The organism is Peribacillus glennii, assembly GCF_003429105.1.
Classification (GTDB): domain Bacteria; phylum Bacillota; class Bacilli; order Bacillales; family DSM-1321; genus Peribacillus; species Peribacillus glennii.
Map to the genome: position 1 here is coordinate 1 of NZ_QVTD01000018.1, position 12789 is coordinate 12789.

A 12789-nucleotide genomic window follows, 5' to 3' on the forward strand; every position below is an offset into this window, starting at 1 on the left:
CTTAACCAAAGTTGTTTTGAATACACGCAAAAGCCTTACCTGTTATCCAGTTTTGAAGGAACAACATAAATTTCTTCTTGCAAAACTCTTTCTTAAGATATTATAATAGTTAGTGTCTTATAGCATTGAATAATGTTTGGTGGCGATAGCGAAGAGGCCACACCCGTTCCCATTCCGAACACGGAAGTTAAGCTCTTCAGCGCCGATGGTAGTTGGGGGATCTCCCCCTGTGAGAGTAGGACGCCGCCAGGCTGCATTATTCTAAATTATTCAATAGCTGGTATTAGGAAACATTATATATTATTCCGCAGTAGCTCAGTGGTAGAGCATTCGGCTGTTAACCGAACGGTCGTAGGTTCGAGTCCTACCTGCGGAGCCATGCTTCCATAGCTCAGCAGGTAGAGCACTTCCATGGTAAGGAAGAGGTCAGCGGTTCGAGCCCGCTTGGGAGCTTCCGAAATATTATTCAACAAGCGGCCCCTTGGTCAAGCGGTTAAGACACCGCCCTTTCACGGCGGTAACACGGGTTCGAATCCCGTAGGGGTCACCATTATAACGGAGGATTAGCTCAGCTGGGAGAGCACCTGCCTTACAAGCAGGGGGTCGGCGGTTCGATCCCGTCATCCTCCACCATCTATTTGCCGGTGTAGCTCAATTGGTAGAGCAACTGACTTGTAATCAGTAGGTTGGGGGTTCAAGTCCTCTTGCCGGCACCATTGTTGCTTTAATTAAATGTGGAGGGGTAGCGAAGTGGCTAAACGCGGCGGACTGTAAATCCGCTCCCTCCGGGTTCGGCGGTTCGAATCCGTCCCCCTCCACCATTTTTGTAAAATACTATCGTGGATAAGTTATATATTCTCTTTTTAAGGGAACTATATGATTACCACCTATTTTTTTATAAGGCAAACTTTTTATTCTTTGGGCTATAGCCAAGCGGTAAGGCAACGGACTTTGACTCCGTCATGCGTTGGTTCGAATCCAGCTAGCCCAGCCATAAGAGCCATTAGCTCAGTCGGTAGAGCATCTGACTTTTAATCAGAGGGTCGAAGGTTCGAGTCCTTCATGGCTCACTTTTCTACTTGCGGAAGTAGTTCAGTGGTAGAATACAACCTTGCCAAGGTTGGGGTCGCGGGTTCGAATCCCGTCTTCCGCTCCAAAAAAGATATATTAACTGAGGGGCCTTAGCTCAGCTGGGAGAGCGCCTGCCTTGCACGCAGGAGGTCAGCGGTTCGATCCCGCTAGGCTCCACCATCTAACTACATAACACCAAAATTTCGTCTTAAACTATCAGGTTTAAGACTTTTTTTATTTTTTTAGCTGCGAAAGCGCATACTTATGCATAAATTTGTTAGGTTGAACCATTTGAATTTTCAGTTATATTATAGAAATAGATAAGGGGGATGCTAACAATGACAGTTAAGAAAATATCCATGATTGGATTGCCGATGGATCTTGGGCAAACGAGGCGGGGCGTAGACATGGGACCCAGCGCTATACGATATGCCGGAGTGGTTGAGAGATTAGAAGCGCTTGAAATAGAAGTAGACGATTTGGGTGACATTGTCGTTGGAAGACCCCGCTTGATAGAGAATCCAAATTCCAATTTAAAAAATCTGGAACTAGTAGGGAAAGCAAATGTGATGCTTGCGGAAAATGTGGACAGGATCATTGGGAAGGGTTCCTTTCCGCTTGTTTTAGGCGGTGACCACAGTATCGCAATCGGCACGCTTGCAGGCGTTGCGAAACATTATGAAAACCTCGGAGTAATATGGTATGACGCTCATGGTGATTTAAATACGGAGCAAACGTCACCATCCGGAAATATCCACGGAATGCCTTTGGCTGTAAGCCTTGGGCTTGGACATTCAGATTTGGTGAATATCTATGGCTATGCCCCTAAGGTGAAGCCTGAGAATATCGTTATCATTGGAGCTCGCTCTCTGGATCATGGGGAAAAAGAGTTAATTCGGGATAAGGGCATCAAGGTCTTTACGATGCATGAAATAGACCGCCTTGGCATGGCAAAAGTAATGGAAGAATCCATAGGATACTTAAGGGGAAGAACAGACGGCGTTCATTTATCACTGGATTTGGATGGAATTGATCCTCAGGATGCACCTGGTGTCGGGACACCGGTGATTGGCGGGATTAGTTATCGCGAAAGCCATTTGGCGATGGAGATGCTTGCAGAGGCTGGTATTGTGACATCAGCGGAGTTTGTGGAGGTAAACCCAATATTGGATGAGCGAAACAAGACCGCAACAGTGGCAGTTGCTTTGATGGGTTCTCTCTTTGGAGAGAAGTTACTGTAAAAAAACAATGAAACAGTAACCGCAGGGTTACTGTTTTTTCGTCAAGTGAAAATATTGATTTATCAGCCTGTCCAATTCAGTGCTTGCTTTTACCACCTCATGGTCGGCCATGGAAGTATAGGAAGCTAAGTCAATCATTCGTTCTCGGCATTCTTCAATGTTCCGTAAGAGCTGTTCCGTGGTCATGTGAAAATCCTCTCTTTCCCCCTTTTTTTCTTTCATACCCACTTTTTTTATTTTCTAAACATAAAATGGGCATCTTTGTTAAAATTATAATGAGGTTTTTTGAAACCTTTTCTGCATGCGAATCGTAAATGTCGTATAGCCGCTTGAGCGGAGGTAAATGAAAGAATGGAAGCCATTGTAAAACTAAGAATTAAACAGGTCTTAAAGGGAGACCAGAATGCTTTTGCCGAAATTGTTGAACTTTACAAAGACAAGGTGTTCCAAATTTGTTACAGGATGCTCGGAAACAGGCACGAAGCGGAGGATCTGGCCCAGGAAGCGTTTGTAAGAGCGTATGTTAACATTCATAGCTTTAATATCACCATGAAATTTTCGACCTGGCTGTATCGGATTGCAACCAATTTGTGCATAGACAGGCTCAGAAAAAAAAAGCCGGATTTTTACCTGGATGCAGAGGTGGCCGGAACAGAAGGCCTCGATATGTATTCACAAATTCCTGCTGATACCGCTTTGCCGGAAGATGAAGTGGAGTCCATGGAATTGCAGGAAACGATACAGGCGCAAATTGAAAAGTTGCCTGAGAAATACAGAGCCCCGATTGTGCTTAAATATATAGAGGAATTATCGCTAAAGGAAATAAGTGAAATTCTGGACTTGCCTGTTGGTACAGTTAAAACAAGGATACACCGTGGCCGAGAAGCGTTAAGAAACCAGCTGCGCCATTTATGAAGAAGAAGGTGAGAATCATGAAATGTCGTGATGAAATCATTGGCTTGATGCATGAGTATTTAGATGAAGACATAACAAAGGAAGACGAATCGTTTTTGCGCGGGCATTTGCGCAGTTGTGAAGATTGCCGGGCCCATTTCCACGAATTAGAAAAGACGGTTGTCCTCGTCCAAAGCTCCTCAAGAATCGTAGCTTCTCCTGATTTCACACAGAAGGTGATGTCTTCGCTGCCAAAGGAAAAGAAAAAAGTGGGCGCCGAGCGTTGGTTGAAAAACCATCCATTACTAACCGCTGTATCGTTGTTTCTCGTATTGATGGCTGGAACCCTTTTTGGAACTTATAATCAAGATGAGCAGTTTTCCGTGTCAAAACAGCCAAACCTCATGGTCGAAAATGAGATGGTGGTTGTCCCTAGTGGTGAAACCGTAAATGGGGACGTTGTAGTCCAAAACGGTGATATACGGATCGAAGGGAAAGTCAATGGCAATGTAACGGTTATCAATGGACACAACTACCTTGCATCAGCGGGGAGTGTGACAGGGGAAATTGAGGAGATAGACCAGATTTTTGAATGGCTTTGGTTTAAAATAAAAAATACCGGAAAGGCCATTTTCCAGATAAATGAACAAAAGTAATCCTTCATTAGGTAATTTGTTCCTGATCAAACAATACCGGACTTCAATTGGTGAAGAGGCAATCTCTTTCGATTGAAGTCCGGTTTTTTAGAGTTATTTTTCTTGGACACGCTTTGCAGATCCAATCTATAATGTTGAGATGTAATCGGATAAACTATGGTATAATTGTAAAGTTACAATTAAAATATTTTTTATCTAAGAGCATTGCCGACTGGAGGAAGTAACATGTCGTTATCCAATTTTACTTTCCTGGATTTTATAGTGAATTTCATCGATATTCTCCTTGTCTGGTTTGTAATATATAAACTCTTGATGGTCATTCGGGGCACAAAGGCCGTGCAGCTGTTAAAAGGGATTTTTGTGATTGTCATTGTACATAGCCTTAGCAGACTGATTGGATTGAATACAATCGGTTGGTTAATGCAACAAGCGATGAATTGGGGGATCCTTGCAATCATTATCATTTTCCAGCCTGAACTGCGCCGGGCCCTAGAACAACTGGGAAGAGGGAAACTGTTCACAAGGAGCGCCGGACAAGAAGAGGATGAACAGGACCGATTAGTCGAGGAAATCATTAAAGCTGTTTCGTATATGGCAAAAAGGCGGATAGGAGCCCTGATTTCAGTGGAACGGGAAACAGGATTGAATGATTATATTGAAACTGGAATTCCGCTCAGTTCTCAGATTTCCAGTGAATTGCTAATCAATATATTTATTCCTAATACACCGCTGCATGATGGAGCTGTCATTATCCAGAACAATCAGGTGGCAGCAGCTGCCTGTTATTTGCCTCTTTCAGAGAGCCCTTTTATTTCAAAGGAACTTGGTACACGGCACCGCGCCGCACTCGGTATAAGTGAGGTTACAGATTGCATCACCATTGTGGTCTCGGAGGAAACGGGGGCGGTGTCCCTTACGAAAAGCGGGGAGCTGCATCGTGAGTTAGATCAAGGCACATTTAGGGAATTGTTGTTGAACGAGCTGGTTCTCGATAACCGATCAACTTCTTCAGTACGCTGGAATTGGAGGGGGAAGAAAAATGGATAAGTTTATGAATAGCCCATGGTTCGTCCGGATTGTATCCCTTGCCTTGGCAGCCCTATTATTTACTTCCATCAATCTGCAACCTGAATCCAGCAAGGGGCAGCTGGGTTTCAATACGCCGGGGAAGACATATACAGCAACAATTCAAAATGTACCCGTCGAGATTGACTACGATCAGGAAAACCTGGTGGTAACCGGAGCGCCCCGAACGGTAGACGTTACATTAAAAGGGGCCAAGCCTTTGGTGGTTTCTGCGAAAAACCGGGGTGACCTAAGAGTATATATTGATTTATCAGACCCGGATTTATCCTTAGGGCAAAAAAATGTTCGGCTAAAAGTCCGGGACATGAATGAAAAATTGACAGCCAAAATTAATCCGGAAATTGCTACAGTCACGATACAGGAGAGAGTGACGCAGGAGTTTTCAGTTGATCCGGAGTTTAACCGATCTTTACTGGAAGATGGGTATGTAGCAGATCAGCCAAGAGTTAATCCTAAAACTGTAAAAATTACCGGTGCCAAAGATGTGATTGAGAGGATTTCCTATGTAAAGGCAATCGTTGAGCTTAATAGAGGCATTACTGATACTGTACAACAGAAAGCGAAAGTACAGGCCCTAGACAGGGATTTAAATAAGCTTGATGTTTTAATTGATCCTGAGGCGGTAACTGTTTCCGTGCAAGTTAGCATTCCTGCAAAAAAGGTGCCTATCGTAGCGGTTCAAACAGGAACCCCGGCTGATGGACTAAAAATAAAAGAAATCAGTGTTGAACCGAAGGAAGTGACTTTGTATGGAAAAGAATCGGTCCTTCAAAAAATCAGTGAAGTCCGCCTGCCTGTTTCAGTCGGCAATATAGAGGGTGATGCGGAGTTTGAACTGCCGCTAAATCTTCCTGATAACGTCCATAAAATGTCCAGGGATACAGCTACTATTAAAGTCAGGACAGAAAAGGAATCCCCAAAAGACAACGATATGGATGAACAAGAAAACCAGGAAGACCAGGAAAACCAGAAAGACCAGGAAGTGGTCGCCCAAACAAAAACATTCCATGACCTTACAATACAGACTGTCGGGAACGCAGATGACACGGCGGTTACATTCATTTCCCCTCCATCAGGGAGGACAAGCATCACACTGACAGGAGACCCAGAGAACCTGAAGAAAATTACGGGATCCGACATTCAGCTTTCCGTTAATGTAAATAGATTTGAAGAAGGAAAACACGACGCAACGATACAAGTTAAAGCGCCAAGCAATGTAAAGTGGGAACTGCCGTTGGAACAAGCAACGGTCTCGATCACTAAAAAAAACAGTGAACATAGAGGTTCGATAGACAACATATGAAGAAGGAGCGATATTGATGGGTAAATATTTTGGTACAGATGGAGTCAGAGGCATAGCCAACAGCGAATTAACACCTGAACTTGCTTTTAAACTTGGCCGTTATGGCGGATATGTGCTAACCAAAGATACAAATCGTCCAAAAGTATTAATTGGCCGTGATACACGGATTTCAGGCCATATGCTCGAAGGGGCGCTTGTTTCCGGTTTATTGTCCATTGGTGCGGAAGTAATGCGCCTTGGCGTAATCTCTACTCCTGGAGTGGCGTACTTGACAAAGGCTTTAAGTGCAGAAGCAGGCGTCATGATTTCTGCCTCTCATAACCCGGTTGCTGATAATGGGATTAAATTCTTCGGCTCTGATGGTTTTAAACTATCCGACAGCCAGGAGGAGGAAATCGAACAGCTGATGGATTTGGAAACCGATCAGCTTCCACGCCCTGTAGGGGGTGACCTCGGAAATGTGAACGATTATTTTGAAGGCGGCCAGAAATATATCCAATATCTAAAACAGTCAGTTGATGATGACTTTACAGGCATTCATGTTGCCCTGGACTGTGCGCATGGGGCTACATCTTCTTTGGCTACCTATTTATTTGCGGATTTGGATGCCGATGTATCGACAATGGGTGCCTCACCGAACGGCCTGAATATTAATGAAGGGGTTGGGTCTACCCATCCGGAAGCACTGGCTGCGTTAGTAAAAGATAAAGGCGCGGATGTAGGCTTGGCTTTTGACGGCGACGGGGACCGCCTGATCGCAGTCGACGAAAATGGGGAAATCGTAGACGGTGATCAAATTATGTACATCTGTGCAAAATATATGAAGGCGCAAAACCGCTTAAAACATTCTACAGTTGTTTCCACGGTGATGAGCAATCTTGGGTTCTACAAAGGCTTGGAAGAGCAAGGTATCCAAAGTGCCCAAACTGCTGTAGGTGACCGGTATGTCGTGGAAGAAATGAAAAAAGGCGGGTATAACCTCGGGGGTGAACAATCCGGGCATATCATTTTCCTTGATTACAACACAACTGGTGACGGCTTGCTTACAGGACTGCAGCTGGTTAATATCATGAATGCGACGAAAAAACCGCTGTCCGAGCTCGCTGCTGAAATGAGGAAATTCCCGCAAATGCTTGTGAATGTGAGGGTAACCGATAAGAATGGTGTTACTAATAATGCCAAAGTTAAGCAAGTGATCAGTGAAGTGGAAGCTCAAATGAACGGAAATGGAAGGATATTGGTAAGGCCTTCAGGTACTGAGCCTTTGGTTCGTGTAATGGCGGAGGCTCCAACCGAGGAGCAATGCCGGCAGAATGTGGACCGGATTGCCACGGTCGTAAAAGAGGAAATGGGATTACAGGAATAAGAATGGAAATGCATAAGGGGAACTTCTTTGCCTCTTATGCATATTTTATATAGAGTGCTGTTTGTTGCACCTTTCTTCGGTTAAAATGAGTGAATCACATATTATTGACGTCAATAGAAACGTAGGATATGATAAGCTCATGCCTTTGCAATTCATTTGCCAAGGCAGCAATTTTTCCATTCTTGAGAAAGGAGAACGGGATTCAACATTTGAAGCGCCAGGACTAAGTATGTACGGATTTGCTTAGTTGACGAGGAGGAGGTTTATCGAGATTTCGGCGGATGCCTCCCGGCTGATCGTGCACAGCCGCAAAAATTTCTATCTTAAAACAGCGGGGCAACCTGCTGCACAAAGGGTAGAAAATGCACACATAAAAACTTTCAGAGACAAGGGGGCAGGAGTGCCCCCAGGCATTCCTGTTCCCTGGCTCGGTTATAGGAGGAACAGTATTTATGTGTGGAATTGTCGGTTATATTGGTAATAATGATTCAAAGGAAATCCTATTGCGAGGATTAGAAAAGCTTGAGTACAGAGGATACGATTCTGCCGGTATTGCGGTAAAGAACGGTGAAGGTGTCAAGGTGTTCAAGGAAAAAGGACGTATTGCCGACCTTCGCGCTATCGTGGACGAAAATGTTATTGCTCATACAGGCATTGGGCATACCCGCTGGGCGACTCACGGCGTTCCAAGCAAGCACAATGCCCACCCGCATCAAAGTGCAACAGGCCGTTTTACTCTTGTCCACAACGGAGTAATCGAAAACTATGACCTTTTGAAGCGCGAATATTTACAGGGTGTGACGTTCCAAAGTGATACGGATACGGAGGTCGTCGTACAGCTTATTGAAAAATTCGTCAAAGACGGATTAGAATCTGAGGAAGCATTCCGTAAAACATTAACGCTGTTAAAAGGCTCGTATGCCTTTGCATTATTGGATAACAAAAATGATGAAACGATTTTTGTAGCGAAAAATAAAAGCCCGTTGCTAGTCGGTGTGGGAAATGGGTTTAATGTAGTTGCTTCTGACGCAATGGCTATGCTGCAGGTCACTGATCAATTCCTTGAGCTGATGGATAAAGAAATGGTCATCGTCACAAAAGAAAATATAACGATCCAAAAACTGAACGGCGAAATCGCGAGCCGTGAACCATTCACAGCAGAGCTTGATGCAAGCGATATTGAAAAAGGAACATACCCGCATTATATGTTGAAAGAAATTGATGAACAGCCAGCCGTTATGCGAAAGATCATTCAGGCGTACCAGGATGATAAAGGCAAGCTTGCCATTGATTACAATATTACAGAAGCTATGAATCAGGCAGACCGGATTTATATTATCGCTGCTGGAACGAGCTATCATGCTGGATTGGTCGGAAAGCAGCTGATCGAGAAGATGGCGAAAATCCCGGTAGAAGTCCATATTGCTTCTGAGTTTGTTTACAATATGCCATTGCTTTCTGAAAATCCACTGTTCATTTTCATTTCACAAAGCGGCGAAACAGCGGATAGCCGTGCGGTTCTGGTAGCGGTCAAGGAGCTTGGATATAAAGCGTTGACGATTACAAATGTAGCCGGTTCTACGTTGTCCCGTGAAGCGGATTACACCTTGCTGCTTCATGCAGGCCCTGAAATAGCCGTAGCTTCCACCAAGGCCTACACTGCCCAAATTGCCGTTCTGGCCATTTTAGCTAATGTAACAGCTAAATTCCGCAATCAGGAAGTGGAGTTCGATCTTGTTCAGGAGCTTGGCATTGTTGCAACTGCAATGGAAGCACTTGTTGACTCCAAGGAACAAATGGAAGAGATAGCCCGGGAGTATTTATCAGTGACGCGAAATGCGTTCTTTATCGGCCGCGCAATGGATTACTTTGTAGGCATTGAGGGCGCATTGAAGCTGAAAGAAATCTCTTATATTCAAGCTGAAGGATTCGCAGGCGGTGAATTGAAACACGGAACTATTGCCCTTATCGAAGAGGGAACACCGGTCTTCGCCCTTGCTACCCAAGAATCAGTGAACTTGAGCATCCGCGGCAACGTAAAAGAAGTGGCTGCACGCGGTGCACACCCATGCATCATTTCCATGAAAGGCCTTCAAAGCGAAGAAGACCGCTTTGTGATTCCGGAAGTGCATGAACTATTAACACCTCTTGTCTCTGTAATACCGTTTCAATTAATTGCGTACTACGCAGCCCTGCATCGCGATTGTGATGTAGATAAGCCACGGAACCTCGCGAAGTCTGTTACTGTGGAGTAATATTTAATTATATAAATATAGAAATACAAAATGTCGGGAACCGAACAAAAAAGTTGGGAACTGGCTTAAAGAATTTTTAAACAACGTTCAAGTAAGACTCAATCCACTTCAGGGATTGGGTCTTTTTTTGGCATCATTAGAAAACTTAACGCTTTCATATCTGCATATAGCAGGACAAGTGCATGACATCCCTATGTCTTCGCCTGTGTGAGCTAACATCCTGTAGGCCTAGCTACGCTTCTTTATTCGCCCTTCCCAATGCTGGCCAATCAGCAATCCAAAATATATGAGACGATATAAGTAGTAAATAAAAATTTTAGAAATCATGTGATGAATAGCGAGAAAGGTTATGAAAAAAATGTATGTAAATTTAACTCGAGTTTGTTTTAACAAGGGATTTAGAACAAAATAAATCGCAATTAATTTCTATGCATTGTATTTTATGGAGTTTCCCTGAATTACCTCTTTGCTTTTTAAATAATAAATATAAACATACATAGAGTAACGTGGAGCAAACTATTTATAAAATTACCGAAAGGGTAGTGAGTATGCACGTAGCAATTGCTATTCTAACCATTATCGCTTCTTTAAAGTGGGGGAATTGGAGAACCTGGAGGGAATACCACGCCAGTATGCTTTTTATTGCCACAGGCGGTTTACTGTACGAATACATTGTAAAGGACTATTCCTTATGGAAGTTCCATCCTGATCTGCTGTTTGGGCACGATGTGACGGTGATTGTTTATGCTCTTATTACGATGCCTGTCAGTATCTTCCTATATCTCTCCCACTTTCCTAAAAAATGGTTTCATAGGGTAATCTACATATTGCTTTGGTCTGGCATTTACATTTCCGTTGAGTGGCTATTGTATGTGTTTGGGAGAATTTCATATCAAAATGGATGGCAATTTTGGTATTCATTTTTATTTAACCTTATGATGTTCTCGGTCATTGCACTGCATCATCGTAATCCATTCCGGGCATATATCTTATCCATATTTATCATCTTTTACTTAATATCCTACTTCCAAGTTCCTTTCCAGTATTCTAAATAACTGCAACAACTTCATATTATACTGTGCCTGTTGAGGAAAAGTTTTAAAGAAAGAGCCTGACTGTCTTCTTCCACCTGCCTTTAACCAGGTACGGAAGATAAAGTGCATGAAAGTTTGAAATATTTCCGGCTAACAATCCAGCCGCCAATTAAAATACCTTACCGAGAAAGTTATTCGCATTAATATGTAAGGAAAACTAAAAAATATATATTTTAAACGGAATAATAACTAAGGAGGGAAATCATGCCACGAAAGGCTGCATCAATCAATGAAGAGTTGGACAAGGAAACAAATGATATTCTGCCAAGTAACGAAAAAAACGAAGATGAAATCGGTAATCTTAATCGTATGTTAGGAGATGTATTGAATTATCTTTCAGATGATGAAGTAGAAGAGATAGATATCGATTATATTTTGGATAAGACGGAAGGCCTTCGGGAATGGTGGAATCGATATCGGGAAAAAAACAGAAAACAGATTGAGGAAGAAATTAAAAAATCTCTTGGAGAACTGTCTTTGGAAGAACTTGAACGGATCCGTGAACAGATAAAAGAAAAAGAGGATTAATTGTTAACAAAGTATAGTTGTAACAGACTTATATTCACGGATTTGTTGGAACCATTGCTCAAAAATCCCTTCTGTGTCCCACTGTATTGGGGATGCTTTTTAATCATGTCTTGGCCAGCTGATGTTCCAGGAGGACACGAATATGTGATAAAATAATTGAATATTAAAAATACGGGAGGCGAAATGTTTGGTGAATTACAATGGACGAAAATTTGTATCAGTTGAAAATACAGAAAACGGAGAGGTTTCGGCAAAAACGTTTTTCAATTACAAACAAGAAGGGAATATTCTTTCAGCAACATATAGCGGGGGAGAAATTGTAAAAGGGACATTAATTGGAATCGTGCAGGAAAATGGCAGTTTGCTTTTTAGGTATAATCATGTAAACAGGAAAAACGAAATACGAGGTGGCCAATGTTGTTCCACTCCAACTATTTTATCCGATGGAAGGTTAAGACTGCATGAGAGGTGGAAGTGGACGGATCGTGACCAAAGCGAAGGGGAGTCAATTATAGAAGAAGTAAAATGAAGGTGTTTATTTATCTAACATAATGCTTTAGTGCAAAACAGGGTAAAATGCGAGTTGTATTTAACATTATGACAGTTAATAAAACTTGGAGCTATGTTCCGTATATTGAGGTGGTACCAACGATATTAGTAAGTTCTTATTTAGCAGGCTTAGAGGTAAGGTATAACGGTTCACATTGTTTAGATGATAGGATACGCTAAATATTAAATGAGAATAAGCATTAACTGTGTGCCCGGAAGTGCAGGGTGGTTTTCCACTTCAAGGGAAGCTGCCGAGATAGTTGGCGGCAATGGGTACGATGTGCTTGTTGGCAGGCGGGTGGGCATTTACACCTTTCTCCCCGCATTTTTCAGTTGCAGCAAGTTGGGTTCTTGTAAGTGTTTATTGTATGTGGGTGTTGGGCAGACGGATTCAGAAAATGGAGGAGCGGCCTGTTGCAGGAAACAGATGCCGTCGTTAGGTTTTCTGAATCGCTTTGCTGCGACTGTTCTAGGTGCGATCATCCTCTACGAACTTGAACACGATATGGTTATGGAGGCATTTGCTGCTGAAATAATGGGAGGATGTTTCCTCATGACATTTAACTTTGGATACTTCAGTATGCAAGAAGCTAAGGGAGAAACTAAATAAAGATCAATAATGAAGTGCAGCCGATGAGGCTGCACTATTTTTATTTGATGTGTAAATCTAACTGATATGTTTAAAAACAAAATTACGTTTCATACTTTATGTATATGGGAATTTGTAATGTTGATATCTACATCGG

At 42.8% G+C, this 12789-nt stretch carries 11 protein-coding genes, 10 tRNA genes, 1 rRNA gene and 2 pseudogenes; 23 read left to right on the top strand and 1 reads right to left on the bottom strand.

The genetic code is table 11. The annotated features are described in order from the left end of the window. Positions 1–135: 135 nt before the first annotated feature. The 12 genes from rrf to rocF all read left to right on the top strand — a co-directional run bounded on the left by rrf (position 136) and on the right by rocF (position 2312). Positions 136–252: ribosomal RNA gene (rrf, locus tag D0466_RS19470) — 5S ribosomal RNA — on the top strand. A 52-nt stretch (positions 253–304) separates the two neighbouring features. Further along, positions 305–379, top strand: a tRNA-Asn gene (locus tag D0466_RS19475). Position 380: 1 nt separating this feature from the next. After that, a tRNA-Thr gene (locus tag D0466_RS19480) sits at positions 381–453 on the top strand. Positions 454–475: 22 nt separating this feature from the next. After that, positions 476–550: transfer RNA gene (locus D0466_RS19485), tRNA-Glu, on the top strand. Between the two features lie 7 nt (positions 551–557). Beyond that, a tRNA-Val gene (locus D0466_RS19490) sits at positions 558–633 on the top strand. Positions 634–640: 7 nt separating this feature from the next. Further along, positions 641–716, top strand: a tRNA-Thr gene (locus tag D0466_RS19495). A gap of 20 nt (positions 717–736) precedes the next feature. Further along, positions 737–821 (top strand) — tRNA-Tyr (locus tag D0466_RS19500). 98 nt (positions 822–919) lie between these two features. Next, positions 920–994: transfer RNA gene (locus D0466_RS19505), tRNA-Gln, on the top strand. A gap of 3 nt (positions 995–997) precedes the next feature. Continuing rightward, positions 998–1070: transfer RNA gene (locus D0466_RS19510), tRNA-Lys, on the top strand. 11 nt (positions 1071–1081) lie between these two features. Further along, positions 1082–1156, top strand: a tRNA-Gly gene (locus D0466_RS19515). Between the two features lie 19 nt (positions 1157–1175). Continuing rightward, positions 1176–1251: transfer RNA gene (locus D0466_RS19520), tRNA-Ala, on the top strand. A 158-nt stretch (positions 1252–1409) separates the two neighbouring features. Beyond that, positions 1410–2312 carry an arginase gene (rocF, locus tag D0466_RS19525; protein WP_117324201.1) on the top strand — a complete coding sequence of 301 codons (903 nt, stop codon included), beginning with the start codon at positions 1410–1412 and terminating at the stop codon, positions 2310–2312. Between the two features lie 27 nt (positions 2313–2339). Here the strand turns inward: rocF and D0466_RS19530 are convergent, their stop codons facing one another. After that, the gene (locus D0466_RS19530) at positions 2340–2534 is read right to left on the bottom strand and encodes an aspartyl-phosphate phosphatase Spo0E family protein (protein ID WP_233522732.1); all 195 of its coding nucleotides are present in this window, start codon (positions 2532–2534) and stop codon (positions 2340–2342) included. A 129-nt stretch (positions 2535–2663) separates the two neighbouring features. Here D0466_RS19530 and sigW point away from each other — a divergent pair, with 129 nt between their 5' ends. The 11 genes and pseudogenes from sigW (at position 2664) to D0466_RS19585 (ending at position 12653) form a co-directional block, all read left to right on the top strand. Then, a complete protein-coding gene (sigW, locus tag D0466_RS19535) occupies positions 2664–3227 on the top strand; it encodes an RNA polymerase sigma factor SigW (RefSeq protein WP_117324202.1) in 564 nt (187 codons plus the stop codon). 17 nt (positions 3228–3244) lie between these two features. After that, the gene (locus D0466_RS19540; protein WP_117324203.1) at positions 3245–3862 is read left to right on the top strand and encodes a zf-HC2 domain-containing protein; all 618 of its coding nucleotides are present in this window, start codon (positions 3245–3247) and stop codon (positions 3860–3862) included. Between the two features lie 225 nt (positions 3863–4087). Further along, positions 4088–4909 carry a diadenylate cyclase CdaA gene (gene cdaA / locus D0466_RS19545; RefSeq protein ID WP_117324204.1) on the top strand — a complete coding sequence of 274 codons (822 nt, stop codon included), beginning with the start codon at positions 4088–4090 and terminating at the stop codon, positions 4907–4909. After that, positions 4902–6251: a CdaR family protein gene (locus D0466_RS19550; protein ID WP_117324205.1), complete on the top strand. Its 1350-nt coding sequence runs from the start codon at positions 4902–4904 to the stop codon at positions 6249–6251. Before cdaA ends, D0466_RS19550 begins: the two co-directional genes overlap by 8 nt. A 16-nt stretch (positions 6252–6267) precedes the next feature. Next, positions 6268–7617: a phosphoglucosamine mutase gene (glmM, locus tag D0466_RS19555; protein ID WP_117324206.1), complete on the top strand. Its 1350-nt coding sequence runs from the start codon at positions 6268–6270 to the stop codon at positions 7615–7617. Positions 7618–8069: 452 nt separating this feature from the next. Further along, a complete protein-coding gene (gene glmS / locus D0466_RS19565; protein WP_117324208.1) occupies positions 8070–9872 on the top strand; it encodes a glutamine--fructose-6-phosphate transaminase (isomerizing) in 1803 nt (600 codons plus the stop codon). Between the two features lie 548 nt (positions 9873–10420). Next, complete coding sequence (locus D0466_RS19570) at positions 10421–10927, top strand: CBO0543 family protein (protein WP_117324209.1); 507 nt, start codon at positions 10421–10423, stop codon at positions 10925–10927. 243 nt (positions 10928–11170) lie between these two features. Then, positions 11171–11494: a hypothetical protein gene (locus D0466_RS19575; protein ID WP_117324210.1), complete on the top strand. Its 324-nt coding sequence runs from the start codon at positions 11171–11173 to the stop codon at positions 11492–11494. A 187-nt stretch (positions 11495–11681) separates the two neighbouring features. Further along, positions 11682–12023, top strand: a complete 342-nt coding sequence (locus tag D0466_RS19580; protein WP_199484592.1) for a n-acetylglutamate synthase — start codon at positions 11682–11684, stop codon at positions 12021–12023. 68 nt (positions 12024–12091) lie between these two features. Beyond that, positions 12092–12338: pseudogene (locus D0466_RS23780) on the top strand (2-thiouracil desulfurase family protein); the annotation flags it as partial. After that, a pseudogene (locus D0466_RS19585) lies at positions 12313–12653 on the top strand (ATP synthase subunit I). The pseudogenes D0466_RS23780 and D0466_RS19585, both read left to right, overlap by 26 nt. Positions 12654–12789: the final 136 nt, after the last annotated feature.